13 protein-coding genes are annotated in these 16084 nt (G+C 66.6%); all 13 read right to left on the reverse strand.

All coding sequences use genetic code 11. The annotated features are described in order from the left end of the window. Positions 1-23 precede the first annotated feature (23 nt). Genes Pla108_RS08950 through Pla108_RS09010 form a run of 13 tightly spaced genes read right to left on the reverse strand, consistent with a single transcriptional unit; the run spans position 24 to position 16067 of the window. The gene (locus tag Pla108_RS08950) at positions 24-1334 is read right to left on the reverse strand and encodes a bile acid:sodium symporter family protein (protein ID WP_146444596.1); all 1311 of its coding nucleotides are present in this window, start codon (positions 1332-1334) and stop codon (positions 24-26) included. After that, the gene (locus Pla108_RS08955; protein WP_146444597.1) at positions 1331-1984 is read right to left on the reverse strand and encodes an aspartate/glutamate racemase family protein; all 654 of its coding nucleotides are present in this window, start codon (positions 1982-1984) and stop codon (positions 1331-1333) included. Before Pla108_RS08955 ends, Pla108_RS08950 begins: the two co-directional genes overlap by 4 nt. Then, entirely contained in the window at positions 1981-3336 is a 1356-nt protein-coding gene (locus tag Pla108_RS08960; RefSeq protein ID WP_197526419.1) for a four-carbon acid sugar kinase family protein, read from the reverse strand. Before Pla108_RS08960 ends, Pla108_RS08955 begins: the two co-directional genes overlap by 4 nt. Continuing rightward, positions 3333-4619 (reverse strand): ribulose-bisphosphate carboxylase large subunit family protein, encoded by a 1287-nt coding sequence (locus tag Pla108_RS08965; protein ID WP_146444599.1) that lies wholly within the window; start codon positions 4617-4619, stop codon positions 3333-3335. The genes Pla108_RS08960 and Pla108_RS08965 overlap by 4 nt, the downstream gene beginning before the upstream one ends. Further along, positions 4616-5602: an ABC transporter permease gene (locus Pla108_RS08970; protein ID WP_146444600.1), complete on the reverse strand. Its 987-nt coding sequence runs from the start codon at positions 5600-5602 to the stop codon at positions 4616-4618. The genes Pla108_RS08965 and Pla108_RS08970 overlap by 4 nt, the downstream gene beginning before the upstream one ends. Then, complete coding sequence (locus Pla108_RS08975) at positions 5599-7170, reverse strand: sugar ABC transporter ATP-binding protein (protein ID WP_146444601.1); 1572 nt, start codon at positions 7168-7170, stop codon at positions 5599-5601. The genes Pla108_RS08970 and Pla108_RS08975 overlap by 4 nt, the downstream gene beginning before the upstream one ends. Then, the gene (locus Pla108_RS08980) at positions 7167-7790 is read right to left on the reverse strand and encodes a DUF2291 family protein (RefSeq protein WP_146444602.1); all 624 of its coding nucleotides are present in this window, start codon (positions 7788-7790) and stop codon (positions 7167-7169) included. The genes Pla108_RS08975 and Pla108_RS08980 overlap by 4 nt, the downstream gene beginning before the upstream one ends. Before the next feature lie 3 nt (positions 7791-7793). Continuing rightward, entirely contained in the window at positions 7794-8789 is a 996-nt protein-coding gene (locus Pla108_RS08985; RefSeq protein ID WP_146444603.1) for a D-ribose ABC transporter substrate-binding protein, read from the reverse strand. A gap of 27 nt (positions 8790-8816) precedes the next feature. Further along, positions 8817-10292, reverse strand: a complete 1476-nt coding sequence (locus Pla108_RS08990; RefSeq protein ID WP_146444604.1) for an FGGY family carbohydrate kinase — start codon at positions 10290-10292, stop codon at positions 8817-8819. After that, positions 10289-11305: a transketolase family protein gene (locus Pla108_RS08995; protein ID WP_146444605.1), complete on the reverse strand. Its 1017-nt coding sequence runs from the start codon at positions 11303-11305 to the stop codon at positions 10289-10291. The genes Pla108_RS08990 and Pla108_RS08995 overlap by 4 nt, the downstream gene beginning before the upstream one ends. Continuing rightward, a complete protein-coding gene (locus Pla108_RS09000) occupies positions 11302-12153 on the reverse strand; it encodes a transketolase (RefSeq protein WP_146444606.1) in 852 nt (283 codons plus the stop codon). Before Pla108_RS09000 ends, Pla108_RS08995 begins: the two co-directional genes overlap by 4 nt. Further along, positions 12150-13592, reverse strand: a complete 1443-nt coding sequence (locus tag Pla108_RS09005; RefSeq protein WP_146444607.1) for an L-fucose/L-arabinose isomerase family protein — start codon at positions 13590-13592, stop codon at positions 12150-12152. The genes Pla108_RS09000 and Pla108_RS09005 overlap by 4 nt, the downstream gene beginning before the upstream one ends. Before the next feature lie 39 nt (positions 13593-13631). After that, on the reverse strand, positions 13632-16067 hold the full coding sequence (locus Pla108_RS09010) for an alpha-L-fucosidase (protein ID WP_197526420.1): 2436 nt from the start codon (positions 16065-16067) through the stop codon (positions 13632-13634). Positions 16068-16084: the final 17 nt, after the last annotated feature.

Raw genomic sequence — 16084 nt, forward strand, 5'->3', positions numbered from 1 at the left:
ATTCTAGCTAAGCGAGGTTGGGGCTAGGCGAGGGTGGGGTCGGGCGTCCGCACCGAGTCGGGGAGCGGTCGCCGCCGCCAGTAATTCGCCAGCAGCGAGCCCGACACGTTCATCCAGGCTATAAAGATCGCCGCCGGCAGGCCGAGGGTGCCGAGTTTGCCCATCTCGACGGCGAGACCGGTGGCCATGCCGCCGTTCTGCATGCCGACCTCGAACGCCACGGTCCGCGCCGACTGGGCGTCGAGGCCCAGGCCGCGACTCATCCAGTACCCCAGCAAGTACCCGAGCAAATTATGCAGCGCCGCCGCCACCACCAGGGCGACGCCGACGGCGATGAGGTTGTCACGCCCCTCGGCAGTTGTCATGCCGGTCACATAAATAATGCCCGCCATCGCCACGGCCGGCATGGCGTCGCCGAGCCGCGGTAGCAGGCTGACCGCAATATGGTAGAACGCTCCAAAAGTGACGCCGCCGAGGATCCACGCGGCCAACTCGGTTGCGAACGCTGTGTCGGCGTCTTCGACGACGAGCGCCCCGCTCAGAAGCACGCCTGACAGAATTGCCCCAACAGCGGCGACCATCCACGTCACCGCTTTGCCGCGTGGCCCCGCGTGCAGCAGGTAGTCGTGGACGAGGGCGGCCCCGGTCGGGACGATCACGATCTTGACGATGCCCGCCATCATCTTCAGGAAGCTGAGGTCGATCGTCGTCCCCTCTAGCAGCGACGACGCGAGCGTTTGCATCCAGAACGGCGTCACAATCGGCGCCAACAGTGTCGCGACGGCCGTCAGCGTGATCGACAACGCCAGGTTCGCGCGGCCGATGTAGGCCATCACGTTCGAAGCCAACCCGCTCGAACATGAGCCGATCAGCACCATCCCGGCGGCGATCTCGGGCGGCAACCGGAAGGCGATCGCCAACCCGTACCCAACCAACGGCATGATCGTGAATTGGCATAGCAAGCCGATCGCGACCGGCAGCGGGGTGCGGATGACGCCGGCGAAATCGCGCAGCCCCATTTGGGTCCCCATGCCGAACATGACCGCCTGAACCAGCAACAACAGCAAGGTCTTATAGGCGGCGGTCCCCGGCGCGAAAGGCTGGAAGACCTGCGGAGTGACCATCGCAGCGACGACCGCCGTGACGATCCAAGCGGTGAAGGTCAGACTCCGCAGCGCGGGAAGTGTGCTGAGGCCGCACGACAGCGCCGCGAGTCCAACGACCAACGCTACCCAGGCGGGTTCAGCGCCGGAGGCAAGCATCCCCGCTGCACACGCCGCCAGGGCGACGCCCACGGCGACGGCTCCGACTCTAGAAAACTGCGGATCGTTCACGCCAGCGTCGCGAGATGAGAGATAGCGAGCTCGGGGCTCGAAAGAATTGGTGTGGCGAGGACGCTCGCGTCGAGCTGCCCCACCACCCGCGCCATCGAGGCCTGGGCGAGGACGACCACGTCACACTCGGCGGCCAACTGGGTGAGCGCCTCGGCCACCATGGCGTCGTGCCGGGCGGCGTCGCCCGACATCAGCGCCTCGAACGCCCCCTCGCAGAGCCGGTCGATGAGCGTGATCGGCTTGCCCGCCTTCTCGGCGCGGCGGCGGATCAGGTCGGCGGTCGGGTCGAGTGTGGTGGACAGCGTCGCGGCGACGCCGATCGTCTTGCCAAGCCGCACCGCCTCGTCGGCCATCGGCTGATCGACCCGCAGCACGGGGACGTCGACCAGAGCGGCGGCGCGCTCGACCGCGACGCCAATCGAAGAGCACGTGACGAGGATCTGGTCGGCGCCCGCTGCGGCGGCCGACTCGACCTGCCCCGCCACCCTTCGCGTTACGCCAGGCGTCAACTCGCCGGTACGGATCACTTCTTGGATGAGGCTATCGTCGGCGATGTTGAAGGTGTCGACGCCGGGCAAGAGCCGGGCGCAGAGCTCCGCAAAGACCGGGACGAGCGTCGCCGAAGTGTGGATCAGTCCAAGACGTTTCATAGCGTGACGGGCAAGTTCGACCGCGAGGTCAGGGATACGAAGAGATCGGGACGGCCGACTTGGCCCCCCTTGAACACAAAAGCGGCGCCATCCACCAGCGGATCGGCGGAACGGACTTCGCAAAGCGGAGCCCCGGCGGTAAGCGGCGCCGTCATCGTCAGGGACTCGATGCCGAGCGCCCGCGCCGTGTAACTCGAGGTGTCGCCCCCCATGACGACGGTCAAGCCGATCGGCAGCTGTTGGCGGCACGCCCGATAGACACGCCCAAAAGCCTTCCCCAAGCGGGCTGCGTCGAGCCGTGACCCAGCGCTCGCAACGGACGTCTTGTGAGTCGTGACGACGAGCCCCGGCGTTCTCGCCGACGCCCGTATCGCGGCGGTGATCACCTCGTCGACGTACGACTCCCAAGTCGCCTCGGCGAGGCGATCCGGCTGGAGGGTCGCCACCGTCAGGCCCGCCTGCTCGGCGACGTGGATCTGCTCAAGCGAGACCGGCGAGCAACTCCCCGAGAGGACCAGCAGCCGGCCCTCCGACGGGGCGGCGGGCGAGGGACGCTTCCTGCGCTGAGGCCATACCGAGGTCAGCGCCGATTCGATCGCCGACGACCCCACCGAGAAGAGCGGCCGGGTTGGCGAACCGAGCGGATTGATCGCCGCACCGATCCGTTTGAGGTGCTCGGCGGTCAGGCAGTCGAACAGCAGCACTTCGGCGGTTTGCTTCGCGACGCCGTTGGCGAGTCGCTCGGCGGCGCCTTGTTCAGGCCCATCGAGCAGCCGGACGTCGATTAGGCCGATCGAACGGGAGGTCTGGCGACTCAATTGGACGCGCAGGTCGGCCTCGTCGGCCGGGGTGACCGGGTGTCGGCTCATCGAGGGGTGGCGGTCGAGCCGGTACGCCTCGGTCTCGGCGCCGATGCCAACGCCGGCGAAGAGGTTGCCGAAGACACACCAACGACCGAGATGCGGGGCGCCCACCACCAACGGGATGAAGGGGCCGTCGAAGAGACCCGCCGCCACGTCAATCACACGGCCGATGCTGCCAATCGCCGGCGAGGAGTCGAACGTCGAACAGACCTTGTAGTGGACATGCGGCGCGCCGAGGTCGCGCAACTTTTCTAGCGCGGGGCCGACTTCATCCGCAAGCTCCTCAGTTGGCAGACTGCGCGAACGGCCGGCGACGCCGATGGCCTCGGCGCCGGGGTAGTCGGCGAGCGCCCTTGCGGACGGCGCTTCTAAGAACAGCACGGTCGGCACGCCGGCCGACTCGAGTTGCTCCAACGCGTCGGTCGCCCCGGTGAAGTCGTCGGCGTAGTACGCCAATCGAAGCGGCGGCTTTTGGGCGGTCTGGATCACCGGGTCCCTCCCGCGACGAGCCGCTTGGACTCTTCGTCGCCGAATCGCTCGACCGACTGTCGAAACTCGGCGTTGGCGGCGGCGGTCTCGATCAGCGTCCCCCCGTCGGCCGCGGCGGCCCACGCTTGCTGCAGGGCGACGACGCCCGCAGCCGGTCCGCCCGGGTGCGCCATCACGCCCCCGCCCGCCATGTAGAGCAGGTCGACCGTCTTCGTGCGGCGGTAGGTTTCGAAGGCTTGGCCCCCCCACTGGCCCGACGAGACGACCGGTAGGACGGGGCGCGTCGCGCCGAGCGGCTCGAGGCACGACGCGATCGATCGGACCACCGAGTCGTCCGGTTCCCAGAACTTGTTCGCGATCCCGTTCACGTGGAGTTGATCGACCCCGGCCAGCCGCCAGAGTTTCTGGTAGGCGGGAAACTCAACGCCCAAGTAGGGGTGTCGCGTCAGCATGCCCCAACCGTTGCGGTGCCCGTGGATCGCCAGCTCGCCGTGCTCGCAAAGCCGTTTAACCGCCGTCAGGCCGACGCTGTTGAGGCTAACCATCGCGCACGTGCCGCCGGCGGCGGCGATTTTATCGTAGTGCCGCAGCATAACGTCGAGGTCGCCGCTCACGTTGAACGCCACCATCACTCGCTTGCCGGTCCGCTCGGCGTGGTCGTTCACGAGCCGCATCACCGCGTCGACGCGTTCGTTGAACGGCGAGTGCGGCGGGTCGGCCATCAGCTCATCGTCTTTGACGAAATCGATACCCGCAGCGATCAGCGGTGAGACCAACTCGGCGGTCTCGTCAGGCGAGAGGCCGACGCTCGGCTTGATGATCGTCCCGATCATCGGACGGTCGTGAACGCCGGTCAGCGCTCGGCAGCCTTCCACCCCGCGTCGTGGCCCGGTGAACGCTTCGAGGAGCGACGCGGGCGCCTCGAAGTCAAGGAGCTTCAGTCCCGTGAAGGCCTTCAGTTCGAACAGGTTGCCTTCGAGCGTTGAAACGATTGTCGGCAGGTTGGAGCCGAAGTTTTCGGTCGACCAAGAGACGGTGATCTCGCCGCGCTGAAAGCGTTCGCCCGCGACCCCCCCCGGCAGGCTGGGCGACTCGACGGTCTCGTGGGGCGTTACGTGTTCGACCCGGGCGGCGAAACGCCGCTTGAGCTCTTCGCTCTCGCCCGGGACGGCGACGAAGGTGCCCGACGATTGCTCCCCCGCGAGCGTGGCGGCGGCCTGCTCGAGCGACAGCGGGGTTTCGACCCGGTACGTGGCCTGGAGGCGTTCGGTGGTATGGGTCATTCGCTGGCCCCCCCGGTACGAGTCGCCCGGTCAATCGCGACGGCCGCCAGGATGACGGCGCCCTTGATCACCTGCTGCCAGAACGGTGACACCTCCATCAGCACTAACCCGTTGTTCAGAACGCCAATGATGAGACACCCCAGCACCGCCCCGAAAACCGAGCCCCGCCCGCCCGACAACGAGGCGCCCCCGATAACGACCGCCGCAATCGAGTCCAATTCGTAGGCGATCCCGGCGTTGGGGGTCGCCGAGTCCAGTCGGGCCGCCACCAACACGCCCGCCATCCCCGCCAATCCGCCACACAGAGTGTAAGCGAGAAACTTCACCCTGCCGACATCGACACCACTTAGTTTAGCAGCCCGCTCTGACCCGCCGACGGCATAAAGATGCAGACCGAACGGCGTCCGCCGCGTCACCACCGCGAAGACCAGCACCAGCCCGGCGACCACCCAGGCCGGCGTCGGCAACCCAAGGAACCGGCCCGATCCGAGGGCGCCGAACGTCTCCCCCAGACCGGTGATCGGATGCCCGCCCGTCCAGAGCATGGTCAGCCCGCGGGCGATGCTCAGCATGCCAAGCGTCGCGACAAACGGCGGCAGGCCGAATCGGGTGATCGCCGTCCCGTTGAACGCCCCGCAGAGCAGTCCCACAACGATCCCTACCGCCACGGCGCCGGCGGCGGTGAACTCAAGGTGGGAGCCAATCGCGGCGATGTCGACGCCGTTCTTCAACATCCCCGCGGCCACAGCGCCCGACAGGGCGAGGACCGAGCCGACCGACAGATCGATCCCGCCCGCGACGATGACCAGTGTCATCCCGATCGACAGGCAAAGATTCACCGAGATCTGCCGCAGGACATTGACGCCGTTGTCGGGGGTCCAGAACGAGTCGGTCGCCAACGACAAGCCGATGACAAGCACCACCAGGGCGGCGATCGCTTGCAGCTTGGCGGCGCGGGCGCCGAGGCTTGGACGGTCGGTCATGCGATCCTCCGCCGACTCGTGTCAGGAAACGCGGCGGTGAGAAGCTGCTGCTCGTCCGCAGCGCCACGGGCGAACTCCGCCGTCAAACGTCCTTCGCACATGACCAGGACCCGATCCGCCATCGCTAGCACCTCGGGCGCCTCGGACGAGACGACCAGCACCGCGAGACCGTCGTCGGCGAGCTCGCGGATCAGTTGGTACACCTCGTGCTTGGCGCCGACATCGATCCCGCGCGTCGGCTCGTCGAGCAGCAAGACCTTCGGTTGGGTCGCTAGCTGTTTGGCGAGCACCACCTTCTGCTGATTGCCGCCGCTTAGCAGACGGACCGGCTGTCGCAGCGATGGCGTGCGGAGGCGGAGACGATCCGCGAACGACTGGGTCAACCTCCGCCGGGCCGGTTCGTCGATAAGCCCGAATCGACAGAACCGGTCGAGGCACGCTAGCGTGACGTTCTCGGTGACGTCGCCGCCCAAAATGAGACCCGCCCCTTTACGATCCTCGGGCGTCAGCGCGAGGCCGGCTCGGTAGGCGTCCAGCGGCGAACGGATCGCGACCTCGACCCCGTCGATCGCGATCAGGCCGCTCGTGTGTTGGGGATGGACGCCGAAGATCGCTTCGAGCAGCTCGGTGCGACCCGCCCCCATCAAGCCGAACAGGCCGACAACCTCGCCACGGCCGACGACGAAGCTGCATCGATCGACCCGCCGGGCGGAGTCCTTCGACGCGCGGCGGAGCGTCAGGTTACGCACCGAGAGGACGGTCTCACGCCGCTGCGTCGCCGTCGCCGCCGGGCTGACCGGGGCGTCGCGGCCGATCATGTGGCGGATCAGCTCGGGCCGCGAGAGACCGGCGAAGGGCCGTTCGCAGACGAAGCTCCCGTCGCGGAACACCGTAACGTCGTCGGCGATCTCGTCGAGTTCATCGAATCGGTGGGTGATGTAGGCCAGAGCCACCCCCTCGGCTTTGAGCTGGCCGATGAGCCGGAAGAGCGTCTCGGTCTCTTGCGCGGTGAGGGCGGACGTCGGTTCGTCGAGGATCAACACGCGCGACCGCTGCGAGAGGGCCTTGCCGATCTCAATGACCTGTTGCGTCGCGACCGATAACTCGCCGACCTTCTGATTGGGTTCGATCCGCAGGCCGACACGCTCGAGGATCGCGCCGGCTTCACGCCGCATCCGGCCGCGATCGACCAGCCCTAGGGTTCCGCGTGGCTCGCGGCCGAGGAACAGGTTTTCCGCGACACTCAGGTTGTCGGCCAGGTTGAGCTCTTGGTGGATAATCGCGATCCCCGCCTGTTGCGACTCCAGCGGGGTGCGGAACTGAACCGCGGCGCCGTCGAGAAGCACCTCGCCCTCGTCGGGGGCGAACACCCCGGCGAGGATATTCATCAAGGTCGACTTGCCGGCGCCGTTCTCCCCCATCAAGGCGTTGAGACGCCCGGGGCGTAGCTGGATGCCGGCGCCGTCCAGCGCGCGGACGCCGGGGAACGTCTTCACGATCCCGCGCGCCTCGAGCAAAGGCGCCGAGGAAACGACGGCCGGCGGCGGCGTTGGCGATGCGTCCGTCACGGAACCTCCACCAGGACCGGTGAGAGCTCGAGCGGCCCCCGCCAGCGGGCCGGGCTCGAGACCTTCGCACACCCCGCGAAACGGAGCGTCTCGCCAACCTGGGCGTCAACGAGTAGCACCACGGCCCGCTCTTCGGCCAGCCGGTTGATCTCGTTAGCCAGGTCGTTGCCGTCGCGAGACGTGGGGGGCCGCGGCTCGGCGCCGGCGCCGACCGCGTCGCGGATGGTCGAACCGAAAACGGGGCCGGTCCGCAGCAAGACCACGCCCGCTGGCGTCAATCGAAGGAGCACCCCGGCGGTGGTCTTATCGACGACCTTGCCGCGTCCTTGGATGAAGAGATCAAAGCCCTTGCCGACCCCCTTGCGGATACCGAACCGCTCGCCCGCTTCGGCGGGGTCGTCGGCCATCGCCGTCGCGACGAGCGCCGCGTCATCCGCGCCGGCGATCGCTGCTCCAAGCCGATCGGTCCAGAACGCTGTCGCCGCGACGGCGGCGTCGTACCCTTCCGCCTGCGCCGGGTTGGACCCGCCCAAGGGGACGAGGCGTACGAGCGGGAAGAAATAGAGCGCTGTGCCGATCACCGCGAGGGCGACAAGCCGCGTGGCGAGGTGACCACTCATCGACTACTCCTTCGAACCGTAGGCGGCGTAGTCTTCGATGTTGTCACGGGTCACTAGCTCCACCGCCACCGGCGTCTTCTGGACGAAGTCGCGGCGACCCTTGATCCACTCATCAGCAAACTCGGCGGCTTGCCGCGCCATGGTCTTTGGGAATTGCATCGCCGTCGCGACAATTTTTCCGGCGCGGATTGAATCGATCACGTCGGCCGCCCCATCGAAACCGAAGACCTTGATCTGGTCGGCTAAGCCGGCGGTGTTCACGGCCTGGAACGCTCCCATCGCCATAGCGTCGTTGCCGCAGAAGATCGCGTCGATGTCGGGGTTCGATTGGAGGATCGACTCGGTCACCTCGAGCGCCTTGGAGCGATCAAAGTTAGCCGTCTGTTGCGCGACCATCTCGAGCCCGGGGAAGCGATCCACCACGTTATGGAACCCGTCGGAGCGATTGCCCGTGTTATTATCGCCGCTAAGGCCGAGCAGCTCGACGTATTTGCCCTCCTCGCCGACGGTCTCGACGAAGTACTGGCCGAGCTCGACGCAGCCGGCGTAATTGTCCGAAAGGATTTGCGCGACTGCGGCGTCATCGGCGTTGATCTCTCGATCGATACAGAAGACCGGCACGCCCCGCTCCTTAGCTTTACGGACCGCCGCGACCGATCCGTCCGCGTCGGTCGCGTTCAGCAGCACCGCGTCGTAGCCGGCGGCGAGCAGGTTGTCGAAGTGCGAAGCCTCCATCGCCGGGTCGTTCTGCGAATCGAAGATGACCGCTTCGTGGCCGAGCTCTTCGGCCCGCGCCTTTGCCGTTTCGGCCAGGACGACGAACCAAGGGTTGTTGAGCGTCGAAACCACGACCGCGACGCGGCCCTTGCCGTCGGAGGGCTTCTTTGCCGTGGAGGCGTCGGCGCTGTCTTCTTGGTTGCAGCCGGCCGAGAAGGCCGCGAACAGTCCGAGCAAGAGGGCAGGCACGCCGTGTGGCCAAGCGAGGGGGCGAGTGCTCATAGAAAGCGGATAGAGAGGAGGTAAGGACTAAAGGACCCGCGCGACGGCTCGACGCCATCCTGCGAGCAAATCGTGCGATTGGGACGCCGGAATCGCCGGCATGAATTGACGGCAGGGACGGGGCAGCTCACGGAGGTCGTCGAGCGAAGCGACCCAGCCGAGCCCGAGCTTGCCCGCCAGAGCGGCGCCGATCGCCGAGAGGTTTGATTCCTCGGTCGCATTCAACTCGCAGCCGGCGTAGTCGGCGACGAGTTGCATCAGCAGCCCGTTCCTGGTGGGACCGCCGTCGACTTGAAGCGCGCGTGGCTCGACGCCACTCGATGAGAGCGAGGCGAGCACGTCGGCGACTTGGTAAGCGATCGATTCGAGCGCCGCCCGGACGACGTGCGCGCGATTGGTGAAGCCCGACATGCCGATAAGGGCGGCGCGGGCGTCGGCGTTCCAGTAGGGGGCGCCCATGCCCGAGAAGGCCGGCACTAGATAAACGCCTTCGGAACTCTCAACGGACGACGCCAACGGCTCGACCTCGTCGAACGTCGCGATCAGGCCCAGCTGGTCCTTCAGCCAAGACAAGGTCGCCGCCGAGTAATTGATGAGCCCCTCCCACGCATAGGTCGACCTGCCATCAACTACCCAAGCGAGCGCCGTGATGGCGCCCTGCGGGGGCGAGCGGAACTCATGCCCGATGTTCAGCAAGACCGACGTGCCGCTGCCGAACGTCGCCTTGACGTCGCCGGGGGCGTAGCAACGCTGGGCAAAGAGCGACGCCTGCGAATCGCCCATGACGCCACAAATCGGAACGGCGCACGGCAACGCCCCGCCAAGGTCGGTTTCGCCGAAATTGGCCGAGCTCTCACGAATCTCCGGGAGGCACTCGATGGGCGTCTCGAAAAGCTCGCATAACGCCGGGTCCCAACGCCGCTGCGTGACGTCCATGAGCAGCGTGCGGCTGGCGTTGGTCGCATCCGTGGCGAACGTCCGCCCGCCGGTGAGCCGATGGACTAGATAGCAGTCAACCGTGCCGACGCAGGCAACGCCGCGGCGGATAGCGCCGGCAATGACGTCGCGTTGCCGTAACGTCCAGGTGATCTTTGGTCCGGAAAAGTACGAGTCGATACGAAGACCTGTCTTGGCGGCGACCAGACCCTCGCCCCCGGCGTCACGCAGCTCCTGGCAGATCGCGTCACCGCGGCGGCACTGCCACACGACCGCGTTGTCGAGCGGCTCTCCCGATTGCCGATCGAAGACAACAAAAGTCTCACGCTGGTTGGTGATCGCCACGCCACCGACCTCGGCGAGCTTGTCGCGGTTCCGTTCGCAAAGCGTCTTCGTCGTCTGGACGACGTTGTTCCAGATCTCGGCGGCGTCGTGTTCGACCCAACCGGGCTGCGGATAGTGCTGCCGATGGTCGGCGGAGCAAGCGTCGATAACCTGGCCATGGGCATCAACGAGCAGCGCTTTGGTCGCCGAGGTGCTCTGGTCGATGGCGATCTGATAGCTCACAACGCCACCCCGGCCGCGTCGAGAGCGCGGCTCGCCCGGTCGGCGAGCCCTTCCATCGAGAGCCCGTACCGGCGGAAGATGTCGGCTTGGCTCCCGGTGTAGGTGTCTTCGTCGGGAATCGCTGTCGCCCGGAAGACCGGCGTGACTCCCGACCCCAGCAGCAACGCGGCGACCGCGTCGCCGAGGCCGCCGTGGACAGAGTGCTCTTCCGCGGTGACGACCGCCCGACAGCCGCGGCAGGCGGCGAGGATCGCCGTTTCGTCGAGCGGCTTGACGCACGGGACGCTCAGCACGGTCGTTTCGACGCCTTGCTCGGCCAGCCGGTCGGCGGCGAGCAGGCAGTGGATGACCGTCTCGCCGGTCGCGATGAAGGCGACGTCGTCGCCCTGCCGGAGGAGGGAGGCGTCACGCGGGTCGTTCGGCGCCGGCGCACTCGCCAGGTCGTAGAGCGGCGCTTTGCCGAAACGCAGGTAGACCGGCCGGTCGTGGTGCGCCGCCCATCGGACGGCTGTCTGCGCCTCGCGGTTGTCGGCGGGGGCGACGACGGTCACGTTGTGGATCGCCCGCAGCGCCGCGAAGTCGTGCAGCGAGTGGTGCGTGCTCCCCAAGGCGCCGTAGCTGACGCCGGCGCTGATCCCGACGAGCGTGACCGGCATGTCGGAATAGCAGACGTCGTTTTTGATCTGTTCGAGCGAGCGGGTCGCCAAGAAGCAAGCGGGTGAGACGGCGAACACGGTCTTGCCGGCCGACGCGAGCCCCGCCGAGACGCCGATGAGGTTTTGTTCCGCGATGCCGACCTCGACGATCTGCCGCGGCAGCGCGTCGCCGAAAGGCTTGAGCTTGCCCGAGCCGCGAGAGTCGCTCGTGACGGCCAGGACGTTGTGGTCCGGCGTGGCGATCTCGAGCAGCGTGTCGGCGAACACCTCGAGGTTGGCCCGGCCGAGCCGCAGGCCCAGGCGCTTGGCCCGCGCGACGGCTTCTTCGGAGTAGAGGCTGGGAGCGGGGGCGCTCATGATCGGGCCTCCGTGAGTCCGGCCGTGGCGGCGTCAAGTTCGGCCAGGGCGGATTTGTACTCGGCCTCGCTGGGCACGCCGTGGTGCCATTTCACGACGCCTTCCATGAAGGAGACGCCCCGGCCCTTGGTGGTGTTGGCGATCACGCAAGTCGGCTTTCCCGTCACGGCAGGCCCCGAGAACGCCTCGGTAATCGCGGCCAGATCATGGCCGTCGATCGAGACGACGCCCCAGCCGAAGCTTGCGAACTTTTCATCGAGCGGGGCGTTGCTACAGACGTCGCGCGTGGCGCCGGTGATCTGCAGCGTGTTGTGGTCGATGATCGCCGTCAGGTTGTCGAGCGCGTAGTGCGATGCGCACATGGCGGCTTCCCAGTTGGACCCCTCCGCGAGTTCGCCGTCGCCCAGCAACGTGAAAACGCGGTACGACGCTTGGTCGAGCTTGCCGGCCATCGCCATTCCGACCGAAATCGACAAGCCATGACCCAGCCCGCCGGTGTTCATCTCGATGCCGGGGACTTTGCGGGTGGGGTGACCGACAAACGGCGACCCGCCGCAGCAGAGGGTGTCGAGCCCCTCGGGGGGGAAGAACCCCCGCTCGGCGAGCACCACGTAGAGCGCTTCGACCGAGTGGCCCTTGCTCTGAACGTAGCGGTCACGATCGGGATGCCGCGCGGTCTCTGGCGTGACGTTGAGGACGCGGTTGTAGAGAACGTTAAGAATGTCGATGCACGAAAGGCTGCCGCCGGTGTGGCCGGCGCCGGCGTGCTTGATGATCCGCAATAAATCGCGTCGGTACGCGACACTCTTACGCCGCAGATCGTCGTCGGAAAGGGCAGGGGAGGTCACTCGGCCGGCCCTCCGTGGTAGTAGGTTTCCCAACCGAGGTAGGTCTCGAAGGCCTCGGCCAAGATCGCCGCGGAGTGCGACATTGTCATCACGACGTGATGCTCAAAGCCTTGTCGACAGACGTGCTTCAGCAGCCCTTGCAGGTTCGGCACCTGGGCGACGGCGCGCGTGCCGAAGGTGTTGAGGGCGTCGTCGGTCAGCTGCCCCTCACCGACGTAGGCGCGGATGCGGCCGTCGCAGTCGGCGGTTGTGAGGCGGCCATACGTCAGCGGCCCGGCGGGCGTGCGTCCTTCGAGGGCGCCGTAGGTGTTCTGCTCGCCGAGCGTGCTGCCGAGAATCGGCGCGGTGGCGATCTTGATGTCGGGCAGGAAGCTCTTCGCCCAGTTACCGCAGTGGAAGAGGGCGCACTTGTCGTCGTCGTCGCCGTAGTTGTTGTTCCAGTCGACCAGGGCGGCGGGAGAGTCGGCGGCGAGCTGCATCGCGTACATCGCCAACGTGCCGGTGACGTCCACCTCGCAGGCGCTCGGCATGAACCGTTCGCTCATCATGCTCATCAGCGTGCAGACATTGCAGCCGAGGTTCTGCTGGACCGAGGTCCAACACTGGATGGCGGTGGCGTCGAGCGAGTTCTCGGCCATCCAGTCGGCGAGCACCACGCCCATCCGCGCCATCTGCACGACCTTGTCGTCCGGCACGCCGGGCGACGGGGCGTAGCCGCGGATCTCGTCCAGCTTGGCGACGACTCGCGGGTCGTCCGCGGCGAGCTTGTTCGCCGACGCGATGATCTCAGAGAGGTCGACCGTCGTGACGCCGATGCCGTTCCGCTCGAGGATCTTCTCGCTGTAGCGGACCGTGTTGAACGCTCCCGGCCGGGCGCCGACGGCCCCGAGGCGGACGCCCCGCAACCCGTTCACGACGCGGCACACGCCGAGGAACCGCTGGAGGTCCGATCGGAAGCTCTCCGAGGTGGGAAGGCTGACATGTCGCGTCGTCAGCGAGAACGGGATCCCCGCCTGGTTCAGGTTGTTGCAGACCGAGATCTTGCCGCAGAAGGCGTCGCGTCGCCGCGAGACGCCGAGCTGGTTGAGGTCGTCGGGATAGCCCTGCACCAACACGGGGACGTTGAGGCCCGCCATCTTGAGCGTGTCGGCGACTCCCTTCTCGTCGCCGAAGTTCGGGAGACAAACCAGCACGCCATCGATCCGGTCGCGGTTCGCCTTGAACAGGTCCGCGCAGCGACGCGCCTCGGCGTGAGTTTCGACGCCGCCGAGCTTGGAGTCGGCGTCGGAGAGCCAAAGCGGCGTGACGCCGGCGTCGCCCAAGACTTTGGCGAGATCGGCCCGCGCCTCGGTGACGAGTTGGTCCGGGAAGAAATCGCGGTTACCAACAATCACGCCGAGCGTGGGGCCTGCGCCCGACTTGTTTCCGTGTGCCGACATAAGGGAGCTAAGGGACCGGTTGGGGAGACGGGGTTGGGGCTAGTTCAGTCCGATGACTTCAATGGCGTGCGCAAAGTCGGTCGGCGGGACTTGGGGGAGTTCGACCGCCAGGCCGCTCTCGGTCTGGCGCCACGCCACCTCGTCATCGAAGCCGAGTAACCGGACCGAGGTGATCTCACCGGCGGCGGTCCCAAACGATTCGATCAGCAAGCGTCCGTCCTCCGGCCAAGCCAAGGCGACGCCGTAGACCTTACCGTCGCGCGCGGTGAACCGCAGGTCCTGCGAAGTGAATTCGGGCCGCTTGCCGTCGGTGAACGAGCCCGCCTTCTCGCGCGTCGGGCCTTCGCCGAAATGCTTCCAAGGCCGCGTGCCGTAAATAGCGTCGCCGTTCACAGCGAGCCAGCCGCCGATCTCTCGGAGCATCTGCTGCTCGGGCTCGGGGATCGTGCCGTCGGCCTTCGGTCCGATGTTCAGCAGCAGCACGCCGTTCTTGCTGACCACATCGATGAGGTCGTCAATAATCTCGCCGCTTTGCTTGTATTCGTGATCGGCGACGTAGCCCCAAGAGTTCTTCGACACCGACGTGCAAGTCTGCCAAAGCTGTGGCTGGGTCGCGCCGAACTTGCCGCGCTCGACGTCGAGAACGCCCGTCCCCCGCGGGAAGGAGTGGCCTTCCCACTCTTTGAAGTTGATCGCCGGCTCGTAGCCCGCTTCGGCGGCCGAGTTGTAGTAGTAGGCCGCAAACCGCTGGAGATACGGCTGGAATACCGGCTGACAGATCCACCAGTCGAAGTAGACGACGCGCGGCTGGAACTTGTCGACCATCTCACAAGAGCGCAGCAGCCAGTCGTCGAGGAACGCTTTGCTCGGCGGCTCGGACTGGTTCTCCGCGACTCGCTTGTCGTGCGCCGGTCCGTACAGCGTGGCGTTGCGGGAGTCCTGCACGTCGGACTCGAACTTCCGACCCGGCCCGAAGAACCACCAGTTCTCGGCCCGGTGAGACGAGGCGCCGACCACAATCCCCTCATCGCGGCACGCGGCCGCAAGGTCGCCCAGGACATCGCGGCGGGGACCCTTTTTGGCGGCGGTCCACTCGGTCAGCTCGCTGTCGAACATCGGGAAGCCGTCGTGGTGCTCCGCCACGGGGACGACGTAGCGCACCCCGGCCTCGCGGAACAGCGCCGCCCACGCCGAGGGATCGAACTTCTCGGCTTTGAATTGCGGGATGAAGTCCTTGTAGCCGAACTCGGCGGCGGGCCCGTAGTTCGCCAAGTGGTGCTCGTACTCTTTCGAGCCCTCGACATACATGTTCCGCGGGTACCACTCGCTGCCGAAGGCGGGCACCGAGTAAGCCCCCCAGTGGATGAAGAGGCCAAACTTTGCGTCGGCGTACCAAGCGGGGGTCGCAAACTGGCGGAGGGATTCCCAGTCGGGTTGGAACGGGCCGGCCGCGGCGACCCGGTCGATTTCCGCTAGACGGCCGGCAATCTCACCCTCCGACAGGGGAGAGACGAACGGCTGCCCGATCCCCGGCGCCTGTTCGCCCCCAACACGCAGGAGGTAGTCGAGCTCCTTTTGCGTGACCTTGAGAACAGTCCCGTGCTTGTGGCCCTTTGGGAAAGAGGCCTTGGCGGCGTGGAACTCCCGAAAGTCAGTTGTGGCGAGGGCGCCGTACTGCTTCTCGCCGTAGGCGTCGAAGTAGAGAAGCCACTCGTCACCGACCCGAGCGACCGTCGGCCCTTCGGTCTTGAAGCCGGTTAGCGGCTCCGAGAAGTTCCGCCACGGGCCGGTCGGCGAATCCCCCTCGGCTGTCCGCAGGGCGAGCACCTTGCGGGTGTTATCCTTCACGACGAGGCGATAGGCGGGCCCGCCCTCTTCCTCGGTGGGGACAATCACCGAGTCGATCACGCTAAAGCCCGGTTCGCAGAAGAGCTTTGCCGGCGTGAACTCGACGAAATCTCGCGTCGCGGTGTAGTACAGCCGCTGGTTGTTGTGGTGCGGCTCGAGATGATCTGGGAAACGGCCCGGGATGGTCGACGCCCAGACAATCAAGAAGCGGTCACGCGGGGCGTCGTAAGAAATCTCGGGCGCCCAAACATTGACCGTCGTTGGCTCGTGCTCCATGACCGGCACGAAGCGCTGCGGCGACCAGTGCACCAAGTCGTCCGAGTGGGCGTATCCAAAACCCTGGTCACCACGCCAAGCGGTGGTCCAAACGAGGTGGAACACCCCGTCGGGCCCCCGTGCGAGGCTCGGGTCGCGCATCAACTTGCCGGCGCCCGCCCACGGTTTCAAAAAGACGCCGGGGACGCGACTCCACTCAAGACCGTCACGACTCCACACGAATCGAAGCCCCGCGTCGGCGGGCTCTTCGAAGGACGTGAAGAGGAAGACCTCGTCGTCATCCCCGGCACAACACTGGCACGCGAGTACGCCAATGATAGCAAGAGCTGTAACGAGAACACTGCCTCTCATCGGGGTCGTTATTGAAT

The organism is Botrimarina colliarenosi (assembly GCF_007859955.1).
Classification (GTDB): Bacteria; Planctomycetota; Planctomycetia; order Pirellulales; family Lacipirellulaceae; genus Botrimarina; species Botrimarina colliarenosi.

Coding starts and splice junctions, on each gene's coding strand:
- Pla108_RS08995 (WP_146444605.1), bottom strand. CDS start 11,305: ATGAGCGCCCCCGCTCCCAGCCTCTACTCCGAAGAAGCCGTCGCGCGG.
- Pla108_RS08980 (WP_146444602.1), bottom strand. CDS start 7,790: ATGAGTGGTCACCTCGCCACGCGGCTTGTCGCCCTCGCGGTGATCGGC.
- Pla108_RS08985 (WP_146444603.1), bottom strand. CDS start 8,789: ATGAGCACTCGCCCCCTCGCTTGGCCACACGGCGTGCCTGCCCTCTTG.
- Pla108_RS08965 (WP_146444599.1), bottom strand. CDS start 4,619: ATGACCCATACCACCGAACGCCTCCAGGCCACGTACCGGGTCGAAACC.
- Pla108_RS08970 (WP_146444600.1), bottom strand. CDS start 5,602: ATGACCGACCGTCCAAGCCTCGGCGCCCGCGCCGCCAAGCTGCAAGCG.
- Pla108_RS09010 (WP_197526420.1), bottom strand. CDS start 16,067: ATGAGAGGCAGTGTTCTCGTTACAGCTCTTGCTATCATTGGCGTACTC.
- Pla108_RS08955 (WP_146444597.1), bottom strand. CDS start 1,984: ATGAAACGTCTTGGACTGATCCACACTTCGGCGACGCTCGTCCCGGTC.
- Pla108_RS09005 (WP_146444607.1), bottom strand. CDS start 13,592: ATGTCGGCACACGGAAACAAGTCGGGCGCAGGCCCCACGCTCGGCGTG.